At 69.3% G+C, this 20,729-nt stretch carries 21 protein-coding genes; 7 read left to right on the top strand and 14 right to left on the bottom strand.

The window, feature by feature from the left end:
* Positions 1 to 63: 63 nt before the first annotated feature.
* Positions 64 to 1,014 carry a LysR family transcriptional regulator gene (locus V5F61_RS06945; protein WP_393987770.1) on the top strand — a complete coding sequence of 317 codons (951 nt, stop codon included), beginning with the start codon at positions 64 to 66 and terminating at the stop codon, positions 1,012 to 1,014.
* A 174-nt stretch (positions 1,015 to 1,188) separates the two neighbouring features.
* Here the strand turns inward: V5F61_RS06945 and V5F61_RS06940 are convergent, their stop codons facing one another.
* The 4 genes from V5F61_RS06940 to V5F61_RS06925 form a co-directional block, all read right to left on the bottom strand.
* Positions 1,189 to 1,656 (bottom strand): hypothetical protein, encoded by a 468-nt coding sequence (locus V5F61_RS06940; RefSeq protein ID WP_393987771.1) that lies wholly within the window; start codon positions 1,654 to 1,656, stop codon positions 1,189 to 1,191.
* A gap of 158 nt (positions 1,657 to 1,814) precedes the next feature.
* The gene (locus V5F61_RS06935; protein WP_393987772.1) at positions 1,815 to 3,068 is read right to left on the bottom strand and encodes an MFS transporter; all 1,254 of its coding nucleotides are present in this window, start codon (positions 3,066 to 3,068) and stop codon (positions 1,815 to 1,817) included.
* Between the two features lie 239 nt (positions 3,069 to 3,307).
* Positions 3,308 to 3,880 (bottom strand): Spy/CpxP family protein refolding chaperone, encoded by a 573-nt coding sequence (locus tag V5F61_RS06930; protein WP_393987773.1) that lies wholly within the window; start codon positions 3,878 to 3,880, stop codon positions 3,308 to 3,310.
* A gap of 114 nt (positions 3,881 to 3,994) precedes the next feature.
* The gene (locus tag V5F61_RS06925) at positions 3,995 to 4,915 is read right to left on the bottom strand and encodes a metallophosphoesterase family protein (RefSeq protein WP_393987774.1); all 921 of its coding nucleotides are present in this window, start codon (positions 4,913 to 4,915) and stop codon (positions 3,995 to 3,997) included.
* Between the two features lie 342 nt (positions 4,916 to 5,257).
* Here V5F61_RS06925 and V5F61_RS06920 point away from each other — a divergent pair, with 342 nt between their 5' ends.
* Together V5F61_RS06920 and fae are read left to right on the top strand one after the other, a co-directional pair.
* Positions 5,258 to 6,523 (top strand): glycoside hydrolase family 2 TIM barrel-domain containing protein, encoded by a 1,266-nt coding sequence (locus V5F61_RS06920; protein ID WP_393987775.1) that lies wholly within the window; start codon positions 5,258 to 5,260, stop codon positions 6,521 to 6,523.
* An 81-nt stretch (positions 6,524 to 6,604) separates the two neighbouring features.
* Entirely contained in the window at positions 6,605 to 7,114 is a 510-nt protein-coding gene (gene fae / locus V5F61_RS06915; protein WP_393987776.1) for a formaldehyde-activating enzyme, read from the top strand.
* A 6-nt stretch (positions 7,115 to 7,120) separates the two neighbouring features.
* Here the strand turns inward: fae and V5F61_RS06910 are convergent, their stop codons facing one another.
* The 4 genes from V5F61_RS06910 to V5F61_RS06895 form a co-directional block, all read right to left on the bottom strand.
* Positions 7,121 to 7,708 carry a MarR family winged helix-turn-helix transcriptional regulator gene (locus V5F61_RS06910; RefSeq protein WP_393987777.1) on the bottom strand — a complete coding sequence of 196 codons (588 nt, stop codon included), beginning with the start codon at positions 7,706 to 7,708 and terminating at the stop codon, positions 7,121 to 7,123.
* 235 nt (positions 7,709 to 7,943) lie between these two features.
* Complete coding sequence (locus V5F61_RS06905) at positions 7,944 to 8,747, bottom strand: SDR family NAD(P)-dependent oxidoreductase (protein ID WP_393987778.1); 804 nt, start codon at positions 8,745 to 8,747, stop codon at positions 7,944 to 7,946.
* A gap of 139 nt (positions 8,748 to 8,886) precedes the next feature.
* Positions 8,887 to 9,414 (bottom strand): inorganic diphosphatase, encoded by a 528-nt coding sequence (gene ppa, locus V5F61_RS06900; protein WP_393987779.1) that lies wholly within the window; start codon positions 9,412 to 9,414, stop codon positions 8,887 to 8,889.
* A gap of 52 nt (positions 9,415 to 9,466) precedes the next feature.
* Complete coding sequence (locus V5F61_RS06895; protein ID WP_393987780.1) at positions 9,467 to 9,976, bottom strand: GNAT family N-acetyltransferase; 510 nt, start codon at positions 9,974 to 9,976, stop codon at positions 9,467 to 9,469.
* 249 nt (positions 9,977 to 10,225) lie between these two features.
* Here V5F61_RS06895 and V5F61_RS06890 point away from each other — a divergent pair, with 249 nt between their 5' ends.
* Positions 10,226 to 10,540 carry a hypothetical protein gene (locus tag V5F61_RS06890; protein WP_393987781.1) on the top strand — a complete coding sequence of 105 codons (315 nt, stop codon included), beginning with the start codon at positions 10,226 to 10,228 and terminating at the stop codon, positions 10,538 to 10,540.
* Positions 10,541 to 10,697: 157 nt separating this feature from the next.
* Complete coding sequence (gene msrA, locus V5F61_RS06885) at positions 10,698 to 11,354, top strand: peptide-methionine (S)-S-oxide reductase MsrA (RefSeq protein ID WP_393987782.1); 657 nt, start codon at positions 10,698 to 10,700, stop codon at positions 11,352 to 11,354.
* A 25-nt stretch (positions 11,355 to 11,379) separates the two neighbouring features.
* On the opposite strand, the gene V5F61_RS06880 is transcribed toward msrA, so the two are convergent.
* On the bottom strand, positions 11,380 to 12,042 hold the full coding sequence (locus tag V5F61_RS06880) for a TetR/AcrR family transcriptional regulator (RefSeq protein WP_393987783.1): 663 nt from the start codon (positions 12,040 to 12,042) through the stop codon (positions 11,380 to 11,382).
* A 142-nt stretch (positions 12,043 to 12,184) separates the two neighbouring features.
* Here V5F61_RS06880 and V5F61_RS06875 point away from each other — a divergent pair, with 142 nt between their 5' ends.
* On the top strand, positions 12,185 to 13,369 hold the full coding sequence (locus V5F61_RS06875) for an HlyD family secretion protein (RefSeq protein ID WP_393987784.1): 1,185 nt from the start codon (positions 12,185 to 12,187) through the stop codon (positions 13,367 to 13,369).
* A 23-nt stretch (positions 13,370 to 13,392) separates the two neighbouring features.
* Positions 13,393 to 14,964, top strand: a complete 1,572-nt coding sequence (locus V5F61_RS06870; protein WP_393987785.1) for a DHA2 family efflux MFS transporter permease subunit — start codon at positions 13,393 to 13,395, stop codon at positions 14,962 to 14,964.
* Between the two features lie 124 nt (positions 14,965 to 15,088).
* On the opposite strand, the gene V5F61_RS06865 is transcribed toward V5F61_RS06870, so the two are convergent.
* The 5 genes from V5F61_RS06865 to V5F61_RS06845 all read right to left on the bottom strand — a co-directional run bounded on the left by V5F61_RS06865 (position 15,089) and on the right by V5F61_RS06845 (position 20,463).
* Positions 15,089 to 15,835, bottom strand: a complete 747-nt coding sequence (locus V5F61_RS06865; protein ID WP_393987953.1) for a Crp/Fnr family transcriptional regulator — start codon at positions 15,833 to 15,835, stop codon at positions 15,089 to 15,091.
* A gap of 16 nt (positions 15,836 to 15,851) precedes the next feature.
* Complete coding sequence (locus V5F61_RS06860) at positions 15,852 to 16,703, bottom strand: ABC transporter ATP-binding protein (RefSeq protein ID WP_393987786.1); 852 nt, start codon at positions 16,701 to 16,703, stop codon at positions 15,852 to 15,854.
* A gap of 98 nt (positions 16,704 to 16,801) precedes the next feature.
* Complete coding sequence (locus V5F61_RS06855; protein ID WP_393987787.1) at positions 16,802 to 17,755, bottom strand: ABC transporter permease; 954 nt, start codon at positions 17,753 to 17,755, stop codon at positions 16,802 to 16,804.
* Positions 17,756 to 17,849: 94 nt separating this feature from the next.
* The gene (locus V5F61_RS06850; RefSeq protein WP_393987788.1) at positions 17,850 to 19,202 is read right to left on the bottom strand and encodes an ABC transporter substrate-binding protein; all 1,353 of its coding nucleotides are present in this window, start codon (positions 19,200 to 19,202) and stop codon (positions 17,850 to 17,852) included.
* A 478-nt stretch (positions 19,203 to 19,680) separates the two neighbouring features.
* Complete coding sequence (locus V5F61_RS06845) at positions 19,681 to 20,463, bottom strand: GntR family transcriptional regulator (RefSeq protein WP_393987789.1); 783 nt, start codon at positions 20,461 to 20,463, stop codon at positions 19,681 to 19,683.
* Positions 20,464 to 20,729: the final 266 nt, after the last annotated feature.

Here is a 20,729-nt window from a genome sequence, read left to right as displayed (position 1 = left end):
CCCCACGGGGCTCGCGCTTTCCTTCGCGCAATGAAATAGTGATGGAGAACCAAAGATACCTGCATGGGTGCAACTGAAATGATCGCGTGGGACGACTTCCGCCTCGTGCGCGCCATCGCCGAAAGCGGCTCGCTCGCCGGCGCGGCGGAGCTCCTGGCGGTCAACCATTCCACCGTCTTCCGCCGCCTCGGCGCGCTGGAGGCGCAGATCGGCACCCGCCTGTTCGACCGCGCCCGCGCCGGCTACGTGCCCACCCCGACGGGCGAGGAAATGGTGCGCCTTGCCGAGCGCATGGGCGAGGAAGTGGCGGCGGTGGAGCGGCGCATCACCGGGCAGGACCTGCGGCCCTCCGGCGAATTGCGCGTGACCACCAACGATTCCGTGCTCATCCACATGCTCACCCCGGTGTTCGCCAGCTTCCGGGCCGCCTTTCCGGAGATCCGGCTGGAGGTGGTGATCACCAATTCCTCGCTCAGCCTGTCCAAGCGCGACGCGGACGTGGCCATCCGCGCCAGCGACCGGCCCGGCGACGCGCTGGTGGGCCGGCGCATCGCCGGCATCGGCTGGGGCGTCTACGCCCGGCCGGACATGGTGCCCGGCGGGCGGCTGGAGCCCGGCACCCTGCGGCATCACGACTGGATCGGCTTCTCAGAAGCGCTCGGCCACATCAAGCCGGCCAAATGGCTGCGCGAGCGGGTGGGCGAGGAGCGCGTGGTGTACCGGGTCAATTCGGTGCTCGGCCTCGCGGAGGCGGCGGCGGCGGGCATCGGCCTCACGGTGCTGCCCTGCTTCATCGCCGCCCGCACACCGGGTCTGCGGCGCTACATGGGCCCGGAGCCCGAGATGGCCTCCGGCCTGTGGCTGGTGACCCATCCGGACATCAAGGCCACCGCGCGGGTGCGCGTGTTCATGGACCATGTGGGGCACGAGCTCCACCGCCTGCGCGCGCGCATCGCGGGGGACGTGGATGAGACCGCCGAGCCGGCCGCGCGCAGCGAGGCCACGGAAAGCTAGGGCGCTTTCAAGCGCAGCGGACACCGGCTCGCGTGAAGAAAGCACGCGATCTCAACAGTGAGGGTGATTTTTGCGAGCCGGCGCCCGCGGGAATCACTCCGAGGCAGGGCCAGACCGTGGAAGCGCCCGCGCGGGCCAGCGGGGCCGCATAGCCCGGTTGACCGGCGGAGGCTTCTATTCGGCTGAGGCTTCCTGGGCGGAACGCGCGCGGGAGCGGCGGGCGGCCATCTGCGGGCGATCCTTGCCGGCGCGCTGGAAATCACACCACATGGTCTGCACGCCCGCGAGCGTGCCGCGGAAGCTGGCCGGCCCCGTCTTCACCACGTCGAAGCAGGGCTCGAAGCTCATGCCCTTCACATAGCCGCACACGGCGCCGCTGCGCACGCGCAGCGTGTTTGCCGGCAGGCGCACGAAGCGCGCCGGCGCCTCCTTCAGCGTGATGATGCCGGCCACGGAGCCGTCCGCGTAGACCCGCCCGGAGCCCTTGGAGCCCTCGAAGCAGGAGAAGGAGAACTCGCGCCCGACCACGAACGCCCGCGCCTGCTCGGCGCTGAGCTGTTCCTCTGCCCGGACTGAGGTCGTCATCGCCGGCCCCGTCACGATGGTGGCGAAGCCGACAGCCGCAAAAAGTGTGCTGCGCATGGCTCGTTCGCGAAATGTCTGAGTTTCGAGCTTCAGCTTGCGCAGACCGCCCCCCGCACTGTCAAGAGAGAGCTCTGCATGGCGGCCCCGAAAACGGCGCGGGAGAGCCATTTTTCCCGGTGACGTGACCGCCGGGACGCGCCGTTTTAACCCTGCGTTCATAAAGCGACCACCACCGGCCGCTTCACCGGCTCCTCGCGGATCGGCAGGTTGATGGCGGCCGATGCGAAGGACAGCGCCACCGAGAGCCACCACACCAGGTTGTAGGAGCCGGTCGCCTCGTAGAGCTCGCCGCCGAGATAGACGCCGAGGAAACCCCCGACCTGGTGGGAGAAGAAGGCGAAGCCGTACAGCATGGCCATGTAGCGCGTGCCGAACATGAGCATCACGAGGCTCGACGTGGGCGGCACCGTGGAAAGCCACAGGAGCCCCAGCACCGCCCCGAACAGGTAGCAGCTCAGCGGCGTCACCGGCAGCAGCACGAACAGCGCGATGGCCACCCCGCGCCCGGCATAGATCCACGCCAGCAGCCACTTGCGCGAGACACGGTTGGTGAGGTAGCCGGCGGCGAGGGAACCTGCCATGTTGAATAGGCCGATCAGCGCCAGCGTCACCGCGCCCACCGAAAGGCTCATACCACGGTCCACCAGGAACGCCGGCATGTGCACGGTGACGAAGGCGAGCTGGAAGCCGCAGGTGAAGAAGCCCAGCACCAGCATCACGTAGCTCGGGTGCCGGAATGCCTCGGAGAGGGCGGCGCCCACGCTTTGCTGGGGCGCCGCGGCATGGCTGCCGGCCCGCGCCGTGCCACGGGTGGCGAGGGCGAGGGAGAAGGGCATCACCAGCAGCAGCGAGACGCCGAACACGATCAGCGTCTCCTGCCAGCCCACTGCCTGGATGAGGCCGGTGGCGAGCGGCGGGAACAGGAACTGGCCAAACGAGCCGGCGGCCGTGGCAGCGCCGAAGCCCAGCGCCTTCATCCGGTCCGGCAGCAGCTTGCCGAACGCCGCCAGCACCAGATTGAAGGAGGCCGCGGAAAGGCCGAAGCCCACCAGCACGCCGGCCGTGAGCTGCAGCGTGCCGGGGGTGCCGGAATAGGCCATCAGCACCAGCCCCGCCCCATAGACGAGCGCGCCGCCCCACAGCACCCTCACGGTGCCGAAGCGGTCGGCGATGGCACCGGCGAAGGGCGAGCCCAGGCCCCACAGCAGGTTCTGGATGGCGACCGCGAGCCCGAACACGTCGCGGCCCCAGCCGAACTCCCGCGACATGGGCACCAGGAACAGGCCGAACACCGAGCGCGGCCCGAAGGTGAGCATGGCGATGGCGCAGCCGGCCACGATGATGAGGAGCGCCGGCAGGTGCCGGCCCGGCGCGGGGGCCGCAGAGGTGGACGAGCTGGAGGCAGACATGACCCGTTCTTTCCGCGCGACCGGCAAAACGGAGTCGCGTCTTCAGGTCATGTTAAAGCCCATTCCGGCGCTGTGAAAAATCAATAATGGAAAAGCAATCCATGAGCTTCCTTCATGGAAGGCTCAGGAGCTTCCACACCATAGCCGGCTCCCACTCCGCCCGGACCGGCGGAAACCGCCCCCGCCCCTCCCCCGTGAGCGGGAAAGGGGACGGGGCGGCGACAGGGCCGGCGTGGGCCTCAGCCGCGGTCGGAGCCGCCGCGGCCGGAGCGCTCGCCGCGCGGATGGGGCATGCCGAAGAAGCTGCGCAGATCCTTGCGGGCGGTCGTCTCGAAGGTCCTCTTCTGGCTGGCGTCGAAGCTCTTGTAGAGCGGGTCCAGCGCATCGGCCACCTGGCGCAGCTCGGCGGAGACGGCGGCCATGCGGTCGGCGGCGGTGCGCACGCGCGTCACCATGTCCGGACGGGCGGGGCGCTGGCCGGATTCGCGGGCGGCCTGCCGCTCGGCACGGCGCTCCGCCATGTGGGCCGTGCGATCCTGGGCCACCTTGCGCAGCGTCGTCTCGAACGCGGGCCAGAGCTTCTCCTGGTCGGCGGTCAGCTTCAGGCTGGACTTGAGGTCGGCGAGGTGGGCATCGAAGGCGGCGGCGCGCTTCGACGACATGCCGGCAGCGCCCGGCGCGGGGCTGGCCGCCTGCGCGGCGGCGGGGGGCGTGCCCTGAGGCGGGGTCGCGTCGGCCGGGCCGGCGGCATGGGCGATCGCCGACCCGGCGATGAGCGCGGCGGTGGCGGCGGCGATAACGACTTTCTTCATCACATCCTCCTTAAAGGATGGCGGCACCATGGGCCGGGCCACCCGGCGCCTCAACTTAAAGTTCGGTAATTCATTCCTGCGGCAGGGGGATGGCGGCGCCGGCGCGGAGCCCGCTCAGGCGGCGGGGCGCGGCCAGAGCACCTGCGTCTCACGGGTGGCGACGGCAGGGTCGGCCGGGGCGTATCCGCGCCGCTCCATCTCGCAGCGCCATGCATCCGGCCGGCCGGAGACGCGATAGAGCGCATAGGCGCCCGCGCCGCGCTCGTCGTTTGGCCCCGCGGAAGCGGAAGGCACGCCCACCACGGGGATGGAGCCGCCATCGGCCCGATCGATGCGGCCGAGGGAGGCGCGGTGGTCGTGGCCGTGCATCACCAGCTCGGCACCCACCTCCGCCAGCACGGCGCGCAGGGCCGGCGCATCCTTCAGGTCGCGGTGGAAGGGGCGTGCGCCCACCGGCGGATGGTGGATCATCACCGCCCTGAACAGCCCCTCCGTCCGCAGCGCGGCGAGCAGGGCCCGCAGGCGGCCGAGCTGGGCCCGGCCCACCTCCCCGCTCGCCAGGAACACCGCCGTCGGCACCGCCGTGGACACGCCCACCACCGCCACCGGCCCGCGACGCCGCACATAAGGAAACGCATCCACGTCCACGGGGGTGTGAGGGTGGGTGTCGTCGCCGGAGAGGAAGGGCGCCCAGTGCTCCAGGTGGTAGTGCATGGCGGAGCGCACATAGGTGTCATGGTTGCCGGGCACCACGCTCACCGCGTCGGGCGCGCCGAGGGAGGAAAGGAAGGTGGCACCGGTGTCGAATTCCGCCGGCAGGCTCACGTTGACGAGGTCGCCGGTGACGCAGATGTGGTCCGGCCGCTGGGCCAGCAGGTCGTCCGCCAGCGGCCCGAGGGTGGAGGCGCCGAAGTTGCGCCGCCGCGCGCCGATCCAGTTCATCATGCCGAAGAAGCGCTTGCCCATAAGCTCGGACAGGCGTGCCTCGGGAATGGGGCCGAGATGGGGATCGGACAGGTGGGCGAGCACGAACACGGCGTCACGGCCTCCGGCATTGAGCGGCGCGGCGAGGGGGGCCCCGCTGGAGAGCGCCCCGCATGGGAACGCCCCGTGGATGTCGTGGCCCCGGTGCTCCGCCCGGCGCGCGGAGGGCCGAGAGGCGCCGGGGCGGCGCGGCCTCTCCTTTAGAGCATCCCGCGTGCGGCGCAACCCGCGGGCCGGGGCGCTCGTGCCGCCCTTGCCGCGCCGCCGAAAGAAATCTGTTGCCTGCGACCGCGCCGGCAAGAATGCTGGAGCGCAATTGTGGTGCGCTGCGGCACGCCGCGCTATTCGTTCACGCCCCTTTTCCGGGGCGCCGGCCAGGAGCATTTCAGCAACGTGCGTGCCCCACGCTTTTCCGCCCTCATCGCCCGCACCGCCCTTGCCTCTGTGATCCTCGCGCTGCCCCCTGCGGCGGCCGGGGCCTCGCAGGTTTCCGTGCGCGGCAGCGACATCCTGGTGGACGGACGCCCGTTCGTGCCCAACGGCGCCGCCGGGGAAACCCGCCTGCCCGAGCTGAAGGCCCTCGGCGCCAACGTGGTGCGCACCTACGGCCAGGAGCCCGGCGAGATCCTCGATGCCGCCCAGCGCGCGGGGCTCAAGGTCATCGTCGGCTTCTGGATGGGCCACCCCCGCCTCGGCTTCGACTACCGCAACCGGCAGGCGGTGGAGGCGCAGCTCGAATCCCTGCGCCACATGGTGGAACGCTACCGCAACCACCCGGCCCTGCTCATGTGGGGGGTCGGCAACGAGGTGGAGGTGGAGCTGCCGCCCGCCGAGGCGCAGGCCACCGTGTGGCCCGCCATCGAGGAGGCGGCGCGGCTGGTGAAGACCCTCGACCCCAGCCACCCCACCCTCGCGGTGGTGGCCGAGCTCGGCACCGACAAGGCCCGCCAGATCAAGGAGCTGGCCCCCTCCATCGACGTGCTCGGCGTCAACGGCTACGGCGACGGGCTGCTCACTTCCGCCACCCGCGCCCGCATGCAGGGCTGGACCGGCCCGGTGGTGCTCACGGAGATGGGCGCCCTCGGCCACTGGGAGGCGGCCAAGACCTCGTGGGGCGCGCGCATGGAGCCCACCTCGTCCCAGAAGGCGGACCTGATGCGGCGATACCTGACGGCCGCGAACCATGCCGGCATCGGCACCATCGTGTTCCTGTGGGGCCAGAAGCAGGAGGTGACGCCCACCTGGTACTCCCTGCTGCTGCCCACCGGCGAATGGACCGAGACGGTGGAGGTGATGGCCGACCAGTGGGACGGCAACCCGCCCGGTGGCGACAACCACGCCCCCCGCATCCTCTCGTTCCGGCTCGACGGGCCGGCGGTGCTGCCCCGCAACGGCACCACCGTGGCGCGGGTGGCGACCACCGATCCCGACGGAGACCCGCTGAAGGTGGAATGGCAGGTGATGGCGGAAAGCACCGCCCCCGGCTTGGGCGGCGACCCGCAGCCGGTGCCGCCCAGCTTTCCCGATGCCGTGCACGAGCCTCAGCCCAACGCCGCGCGCATCGGCCCGCTGCCGCCCGGCGCCTACCGCGTGTTCGTGACCGTGCGCGACGGGCGCGGCGCCGCCGCCACCGCCAACCTGCCCATCTACGTGCGCTGACGTTCAGCGCCCAAGCCCCCTTTCCCCGCGCCGCGCCCCGCCGGAGGGGCGCGCGCCAGAATCCGTTGCGGAGAGCATCTGATGGCGAAGATCGACAGGCTGCTGGTGGGCGAGGCCCTGGTGGGCGACGGCAACGAGGTGGCCCACATCGACCTCATCATGGGGCCGCGCGGCTCGTCGGCCGAATATGCCTTCGTGAACGCCCTCACCAACAACAAGGACGGCTTCACCGCTCTGCTCGCGGTGATGGAGCCGAACCTGCTCGCCAAGCCCGCCACCGTGCTGTTCAACAAGGTGACCATCAAGGACGCGCGCCAGGCGGTGCAGATGTTCGGGCCCGCGCAGCACGCCGTGGCCATGGCCGTCACCGACAGCGTGGCCGAGGGCATCATCCCGATCGCGGAGGCGGACGACGTCTTCATCTGCGTCGGTGTGTTCATCCATTGGGACGCCAGCGACGACGCGCGGATCCAGTCCTTCAACTACGAAGCCACGCGCGAGGCCATCCGCCGTGCCGTGACCGGCACGCCCCGCCCGCAGGAGGCGGTGGCCAGGGCCGCGAGCGCCCAGCACCCCTTCGCCGCCCGCTGAACGGTTTCACACCGGCGGGCGCACGTCCCGGGGCACCTCGTCCAGCCGTCCCGTGGGCGCGAGATAGGCGATGAGCTGCAGCGCCCGGTCGCCCGGCGCGGCGAGCTTGGCGATGATGCCGCGCAGGGTCTTGAACTCCTGCGCCGACAGCGGCTCGAACAGGGAATCGTTGGCCGGCACCTGGACCCGTATCAGCTCCGTGAGCCGGCGTTCCGCCTCGGGCGTCACCGCGAGCACCACCCGCCGCCGGTCGTCCGGATTGACGGACTTGGTCACCAGCCCGGCGCTCACCAGCTTGTTCACCTCCAGCGTGACGAAAGCCCCCGACAGGTGCAGGTGCTCGGCCACCTGGTTCACCCCGAGGTTCGGCGTGTGCTCGTTGAGCCGCGCGATGGAGGTGAGGAGAGTATACTGGGTGCCCGACAGGCCGATCAGCGCGCCGAGCCGGTCCCGCACCTCCTCGATGACCGCGGCGAAGGCCAGCATGTCATGCAGGAGGTCGCGGAACGCGACGTCGGAGCGCTCCACCAGGAGGGCGGGGCGGGAGACCGTCAGCGGCAATGGCTTTCGCCCCTTGGCAGGCTTCAGAGACATGGAACGGCTCTCCACCGGCGCCCGCGTGGGCACCGGAGCGCCGACGCATGCACTTCCAACCCGGATAATAGCTTTATTTGATAGCTATATGATAGCATCGGCCCCGGTTGTATACCATCCACCCTCCGGTCAAGGCCAATGACCTTTCGGTAGAATGCCCCGGCGTCAGGCGCAGGCGGAGCCGCCGCCCGGTACGGCGCGGGCGCCGCCTATTGCTCCGCCCACGCGGCGCTGCTCAGTCCGCGGGGCCCTCGTCCACCGGCATGCGCAGGCCGCCATAGGTGTTCCAGGGGGTCGCCACCAGCCATCCGCAATCCACCGGCAGGTTCACGCCGGTGATGGCCGAGGCGCCCTCCCCCGCCAGGAAGGCCACCGCTCCCGCCACCTCCTCCGGCTCTACCAGCCGCTGCAGCGCCGCATTCCCTTCCAGGGCTGAGACGTCGCGCTCGCCGCGCGCCACCGCCGCGCGCAGAGCCGGGGTGAGGGTGTAGCCGGGCGAGACCGCATTGACCCGCACGCCGGCCGGGCCCCACTCGGCAGCCAGGCATTCGGTGAGGGCGATCACCGCCGCCTTGGCGGGCCCGTAGGCGTGCAGCGGCACCGCGCGCAGGCCGGTGATGGAGGCGATGTTGACGATGGCCCCGCGCCGCCGCGCCAGCATGGCACGCGCGAAGGCGAGGGACGCCACATAGGTGCCGCGCTGGTCGATGCGGATCACCTCGTCCCACCGCGAGAGGGGCAGGTCATGGGGCCGCTCGGGCGGCTGGAGCACGCCGGCGCTGTTCACCAGCACCGCCACCGGCCCGAGCTGCGCCTCCACCTCGGCGGCGCAGGCCGCGAGGCCATCGGCATCGCCCACATCGGCGAAAAAGGCGCGCCCGCCCACCTCGGCGGCGAGAGCTTCGGCCGCCTCCGGCGCCCGGTCCAGCACCGCGACGCGCGCACCCTCCCGGGCGAAGCGGCGCACGCACGCGGCGCCGATGCCGCTGGCGCCCCCCGTGACCACCACCACGGGCGCGGAACTCGGATGCTCTGACATGGCCTTCCTCCCTTTGTTGGGAAGGCCGATGGGTCCATTCTCCGCCGCTGTCAATGCCGTGCGATGGAAGAGAAGGGCAAGCGGGGCGCCTGCGGCGCCCCGGAGAGGCCCTTTCGCAGGGCCGCGATCAGGCCTCGGCTCAGGCCTTGGCGCGCTCGATCGCCTCGACGATCATCTTCTGGGCTTCCGCCTTGTCGCCCCAGCGGATCACCTTCACCCACTTGTTGGGCTCGAGATCCTTGTAGTGCTCGAAGAAATGCTCGATCTGCTTGAGCACGATCTCGGGCAGGTCGGTGTATTCGGCCACCTTCTCATAGCGCTTGGTGAGCTTGGAGACGGGCACGGCGACGATCTTCTCGTCCTGGCCGCCCTCGTCCTCCATCACCAGCACGCCCACCGGGCGCACCGCGATCACCGAGCCCGGCACCAGGGCGCGGGTGTTGCAGACGAGAACGTCGGCCGGATCGCCGTCGCCGGAAAGGGTGTGGGGAATGAAGCCGTAGTTCCCCGGATAGCGCATGGAGGTATAAAGGAAGCGATCCACGAACAGAGCGCCAGACTCCTTGTCCATCTCGTACTTGATCGGCTCGCCGCCGATCGGCACCTCGATGATGACGTTGACTTCCTCCGGGGCCTTCTTCCCAGTCGGGATGGCTTCGATGCGCATGGCTTGTCTCGCTTCCAGCTTGGTGTCGCGCGGGGGCGACCCCGCGCGGGCGCTACCGCTGCCAAGCGTAGGCGATCTTGTCCAGCGTTTTCGTGCCGAACCGCTCGCTCGACGATGCGACCGGTTGCCCTCCCAAGGCGGTGTAGAAGCCCACCGCGGCCTCGTTCTCGGCGAGGGCCCATACCACCAGCCCGCCGAGCCGCGCCAGGGCGAGATCGCTGCGCGCGGAGGCGAACAGCCGCTGGCCGAAGCCGAGCCCCTGGAACTGGGGATGCAGGTAGATCTCGTAGATTTCCCCGCCATAGGGCAGCGCCTTGGCGCGGTTGCCGCCGTAATTCACGTAGCCGGCAAGCTCGTCGCCCACCTTCAGCACGTTGAGCCGGCTGCCGCGGGCGATGGCCGCCTGCCACCAGGCGGGGCCGCGCCGCTCCACCATGCGCTCCAGCTCCAGCCCGGGAATGAGCCCCCGGTAGGTGGCGCGCCAAGCCGCGTCGTGGACCGCCGAAATGGCCAGGGCATCGGCGGGCGTCGCTCTGCGGATTTCGATCACGAGCGTGCTCATGGCTGAATGGAAGCAAACCTCGCCCCATCCTTCAAGAGCCTTGCCGATCCGCGCACGGGAACGTCATTTCCGCCATGCCGCCGCGCCGGCCCCTCCCGCGCCCGAGCGGACGCCCTGAAACACCTCCGGACGCAAAACCGCTACACACTTCCGGTGCACTTGCTCTAGCATCCGGCCGCCGCCCGCGGCGGTCCGTTCGTTCCATCGCCTTCGTTTCCACTCGTTCTGAGGTCTGGCCGCCCCGTGCGCATGCTCCGGTTCCTTCTCCGCTTCGTCGGCTTCTGGCTGGTGGCCGGCGGGTTCGTGGCCCTCATCGTCGACGGCACGCGCTCCATCGCCGCCTCGCGGCTGGTCTTCACCTCGGCGGGGGACGCCTGGTCCGTCCTCGCCCCGCAGAACCTGGAGCTGGCGCAGACGCAGGCCGCCGTCGCGGCGCCCTGGCTGTGGCCGCAGGTGATGGTGCCCGCCTTGTCGCTGCCGGCCTCGGTGCTGCTGGTGCTGGTGGGGCTGGTGCTGCTCGGCCTCGGCCGGCAGCGGGAGCGCTCGCGCTTCCAGGCGGGCTGAGCACGGGACGGGCCTCAGCGCACGAAAGGGTGAGGCGCCCCAGGCCCGGCATCACTCGCGCTCGGTCCGCGTTGCCCCCATATTGGAGCTCACGACATAGAGCGCGGCGCACCGGCCGGAAACTCCGGGCGGAACGGCCGTGCATGGGAGCCTCGCCATGTTCTACCTGAGGAAGCCCCTCGACCTGCCCACGGCAGCGGAAGCCCTGCCTGGCCGGGCCACCGCCCTTCCCACCGCACGCACGCACACCGTCAACGGCCATCCGCTGAAGGGCCCCTACCCGGCCGGACTGCGCACCGCCGTATTCGCCCTCGGCTGCTTCTGGGGTGCGGAGCGCAAGTTCTGGCAGCAGCCAGGCGTGTATGTGACCGCCGTGGGCTACGTGGGCGGGCTCACGCCCAACCCGACCTATGAGGAGGTCTGCTCCGGCTTCACCGGCCACACCGAGGCGGTGCTGGTGGTGTACGACCCGGCGGTCGTGACCTACGAGGCGCTGCTGAAGCTGTTCTTCGAGGCCCACGACCCCACCCAGGGCATGCGGCAGGGCAACGACGTGGGCACGCAGTATCGCTCCGGCATCTACCTGACGGCGCAGGACCAGAAAGCGCCGGCGGAAGCGGCCAAGGCCGCCTACGCGGCCGCCCTCGCCGCACGTGGTTTCGGCTCCGTCACCACCGAGGTCGCGGCGATCGAGACCTTCTACTTCGCCGAGGAGTACCACCAGCAGTATCTGGCGAAGAATCCCGGCGGCTATTGCGGGCTCGGCGGCACCGGCGTGGCGTGTCCCATCGGCACCGGGGTCGCGGCGCAATAGCGCGGCGGCGGCCGGCGGGAGGCGCTCACGCCGGCTTCACACCGTAGCCAGCGAGGAAGACCCAGACGCCGGCCGCCACCGTGGCGCGGATCTCCTCGGCCGTGGGCGGCCGGTTGGTACCGAACATCAGGCCCTTCACCAGATTGCCCTGGCACAGGTTGAAGAACTGGAACGCCGCCAGCTCATAATCCTGCACCTTCAGGCGGCCGAGTTCGGTCTGGCGCGCCAGCAGGTCGGCGAGGCGCCGCCCGCCCTGGCAGGGGCCGGCCTCGAAGAAGGTGCGGCCGATGGCGGGAAACTGCTCGGCCGCGCCGATCACCATGCGGATCAGCCTGATGTGCTCGGGCGAGACCATCATGGTCATAAAGCTCTCGCCGATGCGCTGGAGCAGGCTCTCCACATCGGGGTCGGCGGGGTCGTATTCGAACAGGCGCTCGGCCGACTTGCGGCGGTCCACCTCCACCAGGGCCTGGAACAGCTCCACCTTGCCGGCGAAATAGGAATAGATGGTCGCCTTCGAGATGCCGCTGGTGCGGGCGATCTCGTCCATGCTGGCGCCGTCGAAGCCTTTTTCGAAGAAGACCTTGCGCGCGCCGTCGATGATGGTGCGGCGCTTGCCGCTCTCCGGCTCGGCGCCCGTGCGCGCGACGGCGGAGGCATGCGCCTCGCCCATGCTGATGTGGTTCATGTCCACCTTCCTGCCCGTCATCCTGCTTAGGGGCAGGCGGGCATCCTGTCAAAGAAATTGACTAAACGGTTTAGTACAGTGTATCCCATTCCCAACCAGAACTGAACGGTTCAGTTTCAATTTCCCGACTCGGAGAGACGCCGTGTCCCAGACAACGAGGCTTGATGCGGCCGACCGTGAAGCGGTGCCGGCGCCCGGTGTCACCGTGTTGAAGGCCCGCCCGGCCGAGGCCCCCGCCGCCCAGGCGCCGGCCGCCGGCCCGCAGGCTGCCCCGCCCAAGAGGTCGCGCAAGCGGCTGGTGCTCGGCGCGGTGCTCGCCCTGCTGGTGGCGGGTGGCGGCTGGTACGGTGTCCGCTGGTGGCAGGTGGGGCGCTTCGAGGTCTCCACCGACGACGCTTATGTGAGCGCCGACACCTCCGTGCTCGCCGCCAAAGTGGGCGGATACGTGAAGAGCGTCGACGTCGAGGCCAACCAGTGGGTGAAGGCCGGCGATGTAATCGCCCGCATCGACGACGGCGACTATCGCCTCGCCGTGCAGGCCGCCGCCGACAAGATCGCCACCCAGGAAGCCGCCCTCACCCGCTTCGACGAGCAGGGCAAGGCGGCGGAGGCGGCCATCGCCCAGGCCAAGGCCCAGCTTTCGTCGGCCGAGGCCGAGCAGCAGCGCGCCACCCTGGAGTTCGAGCGCCAGGACAAGCTCGCCAGCTCCAATTTCGCGAGCCGTTCGGTGCTCGACAACGCCCGCGCCGACCGCGACAAGGCCGCCGCCAGCGTGCTCTCCGCCAAGGCGGCGGTCGCCTCCGCCGAGGCGGCGCTCTCGGTGCTGAAGGCCCAGCGCACGGAGGCCGAGCGCGTGCTGGCGGAATACCGCACCGCGCGCGACCAGGCCCAGCGCGACCTCGACTTCACCGTGGTCCGCGCGCCCATCGACGGAGTGGTGGGCAACCGCGCCGCGCAGGTGGGCCAACTGGTGCAGCCGGGCACGCGCCTCGCCGCCATCGTGCCCCTCGACGCGGTCTATGTGGACGCCAACTTCAAGGAGACCCAGCTCGACCGCATCCATCCGGGCCAGAGCGCACGCATCTATGTGGACGCCTACCCCGATCGCGACCTGACGGGACGCGTCGCCAGCGTTTCGCCGGCCTCGGGCGCGGTGTTCTCGCTGCTGCCGCCGGAGAACGCCACCGGCAACTTCACCAAGATCGTGCAGCGCATTCCCGTGCGTATCGCCCTCGACGCCCACACCCTGGAGGGCCACAGGCTGCGGCCCGGCATGTCGGTCACCGCCGTGGTGGACACCCGCGCCGGCGCGCCCGGGCAGCCCTGAGCCTGCCGGACGGGAGGAAAGGGATGTCCGCCACCACCCACGCCGCCCCCGCGGCGGGCCACGGCATGGAGACGAGGCGCATGGTCGCCTTCCTCTCCATGGTGTTCGGCATGTTCATGGCGATCCTGGACATCCAGATCGTCTCGGCCTCGCTGGCCGAGATCCAGGCGGGGCTCGCCGCCTCGTCGGACGAGATCTCCTGGGTGCAGACCAGCTACCTCATTGCCGAGGTGGTGATGATCCCGCTCTCGGGCTTCCTGTCGCGGGCGCTCTCCACCCGCTGGCTGTTCGCCGCCTCCGCCGCCGGCTTCACGGTGATGAGCTTCATGTGCGCGACGGCCACCTCCATCGAGCAGATGATCCTTTACCGCGCGCTGCAGGGCTTTCTGGGCGGCGGCATGATCCCCACCGTGTTCGCGGCGGCCTATTCGGTGTTCCCGCGCGAGAAGCAGCCCATCGTCGCGCCCATGATCGGCCTCGTGGCGACGCTGGCGCCCACCATCGGCCCCACCGTGGGCGGCTATCTCACCGATCTGTTCTCCTGGCACTGGCTGTTCCTGGTGAACGTGGTGCCGGGCATCTTCGTCATCCTCCTCACCGTCACCCTGGTGGACTTCGACGAGCCGGACTTCTCCCTGCTCGACCGCTTCGACTGGTGGGGCCTGCTGTTCATGGCCGGCTTCCTCGGCAGCCTCGAATACGTGCTGGAGGAAGGCCCCACCAACGACTGGTTCGAGGACAATTCCATCCTCGTCTTCGCCATCGTGTGCGCGGTGTCGTCGGTGGCCTTCTTCGCGCGGGTGCTGATGGCCTCCCACCCGGTGGTGGACATCAAGGCCTTCGTGAACCGCAACTTCGCCATCGGCTCGGCCTTCAGCTTCGTGCTGGGCATCGGGCTCTACGGGCTCACCTATCTCTACCCCATCTTCCTCGGCCGGGTGCGGGGCTATTCGGCGTTGCAGATCGGCGAGACCATGTTCGTCACCGGCGTCGCCATGTTCCTCACCGCCCCCATCGCCGGGCGGCTGATGACCAGGCTCGACCCGCGCGTCATGATGGGCATCGCCTTCGCCGGGTTCGCGCTCGGCACCTGGTGGATCACCTTCATCACCAAGGACTGGGACTTCTGGGAGCTGGTCATCCCGCAGGTCCTGCGCGGCACCTCCCTGATGCTGGCGATGATCCCCATCAACAACATCTCCCTGGGCACCCTGCCGCCGGACCAGCTGAAGAACGCCTCGGGCCTGTTCAACCTCACGCGCAACCTCGGCGGCGCGGTGGGCCTCGCGCTCATCAACACCGTGCTGAACCACCGCTGGGACCTGCACCTCGCGCGCCTGCACGAGAGCGTGCAATGGGGCAGCGCCGCCGCCGTCGAGCGACTCGACGGACTCACCGCCACCTTCTCCGCCCTCGGCTCCAACGCCACGGACGCGGCGTTGAAGCAGCTCGCTTTGCTGGTGCGCCAGCAGGCTTTGGTGATGGCCTTCGCGGACGTGTTCGCTTTGCTCACCGTGCTGTTCCTGTGCCTGGTGGCGGCCGCGCCCCTGATGCGCCGGCCCAAGCCCGGCACGGGCGGGAGTGGCGGGCACTGAGGCTGGCAGAGCGGACCTAGCAGGGATCCTTGAGCTTGGCTCATGGAGCTTTGCCGAGCCCGCGCGGCGCTTGAGCGAACCCACGCGGTGCCGGTCGAAGACCGGAGCCGATGGTATCAGTGCCTCAGGCCCGCACCTCCGCGCACAACAGGTCGTAATTCTCCACCACGATGCACTGGCGGCTCACCGAGATGAGGCCGCGCTTCTGGAACTTGTCGAGGGTCATGGTCACCCACTGGCGGGTGGCGCCGACGATGGCGGCGAGCTGGTCGTGGGTGAGCTTGCGCTCGATGACGAGGCGATTGCCCTCCCGCCGGCTGGAAGTGTCCGCGAAGATCACCAGCAATTGCGCCAGGCGCTCCGTCACCGAGCGGGTGCCGAGCATCTGCACCAGAGCGGAATAGCACTTGCCCTTCGCCACCAGCCCCTCGATGAGGCAGATGGCGAAGCGGGGCATGGTCTCCGCCAGCATGCGGATCTTGGCGCCGGTGAGGTAGAGCACCTCGGCATCATCGTGCACGTCGGCGGACCACACGTGGCTGCCGCCGCCGAACACCTCCGGCCCGCCCACGAAATGGCCGGGGGTCCACAAAGCGAGGGTGATCTCGCGGCCGGTGGGGCTCACGTAGAAGGTGCGTACCGTGCCGCGCTCGATGAGCCAGATACCGGCATGGGTGTCGCCCTGGCGGAACAGGCTCTCGCCGGCGGACACCGTGCGCGGCGCGCCGGCCGCGCGCAGCTCGGCGATCTCGCCGGGCGTCAGGCGCTGGAGGAAGTCCGCGCCGGCGTTGAGATCGGTCGGCTCCTCGCTGAGAAAGACAGCAGAAAGGGAGGCCTCGCTCTGCCGGAGTGCGCCGATGCGGCGCTCCATGTCGCTCACCGTGCTCTCACTGGCTCTGCTGGGCGAACGCCCTGAGGCTTTCGGCCCGGATGCGCTCATGGCAGGTGCGCTTCAGCTCCATGAAGGCATCGGTGGTGGCCATGTCCTGGTTGCGGGGGCGCGGCAGGGTCACCTTGAGGTCGGCGATCACCGAGCCGGGGCTGGCGCTCATGATGACGATGCGGTCGGCGAGGAAGATGGCCTCGTCCACGTCGTGGGTCACGAACACCACGGTGATGCCGAAGGCGCTCCAGATCTCCAGCAGGCTCTCCTGCATCATCAGCCGGGTCTGGGCGTCGAGGGCGCCGAAGGGCTCGTCCATCAGCAGCACGCTCGGCGAATTGGCCAGCGCCCGCGCGATGCCCACGCGCTGCTGCATGCCGCCGGAAAGCTCGGCCGGATATGCGTTCGCGAACCGGGCGAGGCCCACCATCTCCAGGAAGGTGTCGCCGATGGTCTTCAGTTCCTGTGCCGGGCGCCCGGCCACCTTGGGGCCGAACACGATGTTCTCGCGGATGGTCTTCCAGGGAAACAGCGAATACTGCTGGAACACCATGCCGCGCTCGGGCCCCGGCCCGCGCACCGGCTCGTCGTCCACGATCACCTCGCCGGTGGAGGGGCGCACGTAGCCGGCGATGGAGGAGAGCAGCGTGGACTTGCCGCAGCCCGAGGGGCCGAGGATGCACACGAACTCGCCGGGCTTGATGTCGAGGCTGGTTTCCATCACCGCCTGGTGCATCTTGCGGCCCTGGCCGAAGGTGATGGCGACACCGTCCACGCGGATGCGGCCACGCCCCACGCTGGAGCGCCGCCCGCCAATGCCGGCGAGACGATCGCTGAAGGAGACGACTTCTTCCATGGTCCTGGCTCCGGATGCTGTTGCGGTGGCTGGGGCGCTTTCGAGCAAGGCCGGTGCCGGCTCGCTCGAAAGCGCGTCGATGCGGAAACGGGGCGCGATCAGCGCGCGCGGCGCTGCCACTTCAGGAACGGCCGCGCTGCCACCCGCACCAGGGCAGTGGAAATGGTGCCGAGCGCGCCCGTCACCAGCATGCCGACGATGATGTCCGGGTAGTCCACCAGCGAATAAGCGTTCCAGGTGAAGTAGCCGATGCCGTACTGGCCGGAGATGATCTCGCCCGCCAGCAGCGAGAACCAGCTCACCCCCATGCCCACCGCGAGGCCCGTGACGATGCTGGGCAGCGCCGCCGGCAGGATGACGTTCCAGAAGATCTGGAGCTGCGAGGCGCCGAGCGACTTGGCCGCCCGCACCAGCACCGCCGGGGTCTGCTCCACCCCCTGCATGGTGTTGATGACGATGGGGAACAACGCGCCCAGGAAGGTGATGAAGGCGATGGAGGCCTCGTCGGTGGGCCACATCAGGATGGCGAGCGGAATCCAGGCCACCGCCGGGATCGGCCGCATGATCTCGATATAGGGCGCGAACAGCGCCGCCCCGAACTTCGAGCGCCCCATCAGCGTGCCCAGCGCGATGCCGATGACCGCCGCGGTGACGAAGCCGGCGGCGATGCGCAGCACGGAGACCTCGATGTGCACGTAGAAGACCGGATCGAACAGGTGCTTCATGAAGGCCGCGAACACCAGGCCGGGCCGCGGCACATTCGAGAAATTAATAAAGAAATTGACCTTGTTGACGCTGAGCACGTGCCACAGGCCGATGCCGATGGCGAGGCCGATGGTGCCCACCACGAGGCCGTAGGCCTTGGCCTGGAACCAGGCCAGGATGGCGTTCACCCCGGCCCGGACCGGCCCCACGCGCCGCGGCCGGCCGCCGCCCGCGGCCTCGCGCGCGCCCTGCCCCGCCGCCCCCGCGCGGGGCGCCGCCGGGGCGTTTTCGAGGGAAACGGACACCGGCACGGCGTAAGCCACCTCGTGTTTCAAAGCGTTTTGCATGGAACGACAAGTCCTGAAGCGAAATTGCGGGGCGAAAGTTCTGAAAAAACGGGAGCCCGGAACGCGGCGCGGGCAGGCCGCGCCGCGCCGCAGCTCACGAGGCGATGGCTTCCCAGCCCACCACCTTGCCGCCGGAGCCCTTGGCGAAGGCCTCGGCGTCGCCCTTCTTCATGAAGGCGGTGAGGCCGCCGTCCTTGCCCTCCACGAAGAAGGCCACCTTGCCGAACAGCTTGAGGCCGCTCGCATGATCGTAGACATAGGTGGCGAGCACACTCTTGCCGTCGGCCTTGGCCTTTCTGGCGGCCTCGGTCAGGGCCTTCACGCTGTCGAGCCTGGTGACGCCGGCGCCGTCGATCCAGATCTCCGCGGGCTTGAGGCCGGGAGCGCCGGGCTGGGAGGAGACCACCTCCTTCACCGCTGCGTCATAGTCCCTGCCGCGGGCCTTGTAGGCGGCCTTCACATAGGTGGGGTCCACCCAGCGGTCGAAATCGAGGGGGGTGAGGCCGGTTTCCTTGGCCAGCAGCGCGTGGTCATACTTCAGCGCGTCCACCCACTGCGGCTTGATCGAGGCCTCGAAGGTGGAGATGCCGCCCTGGCTGAAATAGAGGTAGAGCACCTCCTTCTCGATGCCGGTCCATTCGGAAACCTTGATGGCGGCCTGCACCGGGTCCTTGGCGATCCAGTCCTGGGCCTCCATGGCGGCCTCGATATAGGCCTGGACCAGTTCCGGATACTTCTCGGCGAAGTCCTTCAGCACCACCGTGCCGTGGAAGGTGGGAACGTCCGCCTCGCTGCCGTCAAAGATCTTGCGGCCGGTGCCGCGGAACTCCATCACCTCCGACCAGGGGCAGAAGTCGGCGTGGGCGTCGATCTTGTCCTGAGCGATGGCGGCGACGCCCACCGGCGGGGCCTGGTTCTGGATCTTCACGTCCTCGAAGATCTTGGCGTCGCGCAGGGCCTTCAGCGTCATGCCCCAGGAGGCGCTGCCGACCGGGGTGGAGATGGTCTTGCCCTTGAGCTGGCTGAGCTCGTAGACGTCCGACTTCACGGGCACCACGATGCCGTTGCCGGTGCCCTTCAGGTTATAGCCGGTGACGGCGATGAAGCGGGTTTCCGCATTGCCGGCGGCCTGAAACTTGGCGCCATTCACGATCAGCGGATAGTCGCCCATCACGCCGAAGGCGAGCTTGCCGGCCAGCATCTGGTTGGTGATGGGCGGACCGGACGTGTAGTCCTGGAACACGATCTTGTAGTCGGCATCCTTGTACTTGCCGTCATGGGGCAGGTGCTTTTCGAGAAGACCCAGCTTCTCGAGGATGATGCCGCCGGGAACGGTGTTGGTCACGGTGCTCTGGTGGCCGATGCCGATCTCGATCGTCTCGGCGAGCGCGGGGGCGCTCATGAGCGCCGCGAGGGCTACGCCAAAGAGCATCGAATGATGTCGCATGTCTGATCCCTCGAAAGCTGCACTTGTCCTAAAACGCCTCCCAAGAGGCGCAACAGGCGTGCCATCGGCGTCGTGCATGCCGGCGCTTGGGTTGGAAAAGATCCAGAAAACAAGGCCAAAGGAGGATACGCCCGGCAATGACGCTGGGTGAATGCCCATCGTTTCATCGCTGCCCGCTGCTCAAGCATGGCGCAGTTGGTGTCCGCTTGAGCAGGCCATGCCCGCCTCCGATAATACAAGTTCGCCGGATCGGTCCGCCCCCTCCCGTCCGCAGTCGCGGGACTGCGCGGCCCGCCCCGGGGCGGAGCGGACAAGCGCAGGCACATGCAAGAGAATCGGGAAGTGGAGCGCCTCAGCGGGGGCCACGGCCCCGACGCGCCACCGGCACGCCCGACCCGGAAAGCATGGGTGGGCGTCATCATATTGTCAATTGATTCGATAAATTTAATTGTTTTATTAGAGCCGCCCCGGCGGTGGCTCACCAGCGCGGAATGCGGGCCTTGAAGCGATGGTTGCCGGCGGGCGCGTAGAGGTTCTCGAAATCGATGGGGCGCCCGTCCATGGCATGGGTCAGCCGCTCGATGTGGATCACCGGCGCGCCCGGCTTCAGCGGCAGGTGGGTGCACAGCTCGGCATCGGCCTCCACCACGCTCATGGTGATGTCGGCGAAGCCGATCTCGATGCCGAGATCCGTCTCGATGAGCTTGAAGATGTCCACGCGCTGGAGGTCGAGGCCGAGCAGCGGGTGACCCACGTCGAGCGGGAAATAGCTGAGGTCCACCGACATGGTGACGCTGGCGGCGATCCGCAGGCGCTCGATGCGCACCACCTCCTCGCCGCGCCGGGTGCCGAAGGCGCGCGCCACCGCCGCCGGGGCCTCCACCACCGCCGCGCCCAGCACCTCCGAGCGGGTGGCGATGCCGAGCGGCTCCATCATCTCGCCGAAGCCCTGGAGGCGGCCGAGATCCTGCATGGCGCTGATGGCGCGGACGAAATAGCCTTTGCCCTGGTGCGCGGTGACGAGCCCGCCCTCGCGCAGCAGGTCCAGCGCCTGGCGCACGGTGATGCGGCTGACGGCGAACCGCTGCGCCAACTCCTTCTCGCTGGGCAAGGCGTCGCCGGGCCGGAAGCGACCCTCCAGCACGCCCCGCAGCAGCCATTCCTTGAGTTCAAGGTATTTCGGTACGCGTGGCTTGGGAGCGGAGGGCTTGGGGGCGGAGGGCTCGGAACCGGCGCTCTCGGCACCGGACGGCCCAGACATTGGCGCCTTGGACGCCGCAATCTTGGAGCCAGCGACCTTGGACGCCGCGATTCTGGGCGTGCCGATCCTGGCGGGGTCAGCCTCCGCGCAAGGCGTGGCGGAGGGGGAGACGGCTATGCGCGACGAAGGCCCGGCGCTCAATGGTATCTTCGGTCCGGTGGGCGGAATGGCGAGCCTCCCGATCCTTGCCCCGCGGGGGCGTCATACCATCCGCCCGCTCCTTGACGGGTGCCAGGTGGCGCCGGCGCCAAGCAGGTTCGCTCATA

It is taken from the genome of Xanthobacter sediminis (assembly GCF_043195015.1).
Classification (GTDB): domain Bacteria; phylum Pseudomonadota; class Alphaproteobacteria; order Rhizobiales; family Xanthobacteraceae; genus Xanthobacter.
This window is presented reverse-complemented; position numbering and strand designations above follow the sequence as displayed.

What these genes read in the sequence shown, in the direction of transcription:
- V5F61_RS06945 (WP_393987770.1), top strand. Translation starts at nt 64, where the DNA reads ATGGGTGCAACTGAAATGATCGCGTGGGACGACTTCCGCCTCGTGCGC.
- V5F61_RS06940 (WP_393987771.1), bottom strand. Translation starts at nt 1,656, where the DNA reads ATGCGCAGCACACTTTTTGCGGCTGTCGGCTTCGCCACCATCGTGACG.
- V5F61_RS06935 (WP_393987772.1), bottom strand. Translation starts at nt 3,068, where the DNA reads ATGTCTGCCTCCAGCTCGTCCACCTCTGCGGCCCCCGCGCCGGGCCGG.
- V5F61_RS06930 (WP_393987773.1), bottom strand. Translation starts at nt 3,880, where the DNA reads ATGAAGAAAGTCGTTATCGCCGCCGCCACCGCCGCGCTCATCGCCGGG.
- fae (WP_393987776.1), top strand. Translation starts at nt 6,605, where the DNA reads ATGGCGAAGATCGACAGGCTGCTGGTGGGCGAGGCCCTGGTGGGCGAC.
- V5F61_RS06910 (WP_393987777.1), bottom strand. Translation starts at nt 7,708, where the DNA reads ATGTCTCTGAAGCCTGCCAAGGGGCGAAAGCCATTGCCGCTGACGGTC.
- V5F61_RS06905 (WP_393987778.1), bottom strand. Translation starts at nt 8,747, where the DNA reads ATGTCAGAGCATCCGAGTTCCGCGCCCGTGGTGGTGGTCACGGGGGGC.
- ppa (WP_393987779.1), bottom strand. Translation starts at nt 9,414, where the DNA reads ATGCGCATCGAAGCCATCCCGACTGGGAAGAAGGCCCCGGAGGAAGTC.
- V5F61_RS06895 (WP_393987780.1), bottom strand. Translation starts at nt 9,976, where the DNA reads ATGAGCACGCTCGTGATCGAAATCCGCAGAGCGACGCCCGCCGATGCC.
- V5F61_RS06890 (WP_393987781.1), top strand. Translation starts at nt 10,226, where the DNA reads ATGCTCCGGTTCCTTCTCCGCTTCGTCGGCTTCTGGCTGGTGGCCGGC.
- msrA (WP_393987782.1), top strand. Translation starts at nt 10,698, where the DNA reads ATGTTCTACCTGAGGAAGCCCCTCGACCTGCCCACGGCAGCGGAAGCC.
- V5F61_RS06880 (WP_393987783.1), bottom strand. Translation starts at nt 12,042, where the DNA reads ATGAACCACATCAGCATGGGCGAGGCGCATGCCTCCGCCGTCGCGCGC.
- V5F61_RS06870 (WP_393987785.1), top strand. Translation starts at nt 13,393, where the DNA reads ATGTCCGCCACCACCCACGCCGCCCCCGCGGCGGGCCACGGCATGGAG.
- V5F61_RS06865 (WP_393987953.1), bottom strand. Translation starts at nt 15,835, where the DNA reads ATGGAGCGCCGCATCGGCGCACTCCGGCAGAGCGAGGCCTCCCTTTCT.
- V5F61_RS06860 (WP_393987786.1), bottom strand. Translation starts at nt 16,703, where the DNA reads ATGGAAGAAGTCGTCTCCTTCAGCGATCGTCTCGCCGGCATTGGCGGG.
- V5F61_RS06855 (WP_393987787.1), bottom strand. Translation starts at nt 17,755, where the DNA reads ATGCAAAACGCTTTGAAACACGAGGTGGCTTACGCCGTGCCGGTGTCC.
- V5F61_RS06850 (WP_393987788.1), bottom strand. Translation starts at nt 19,202, where the DNA reads ATGCGACATCATTCGATGCTCTTTGGCGTAGCCCTCGCGGCGCTCATG.
- V5F61_RS06845 (WP_393987789.1), bottom strand. Translation starts at nt 20,463, where the DNA reads ATGTCTGGGCCGTCCGGTGCCGAGAGCGCCGGTTCCGAGCCCTCCGCC.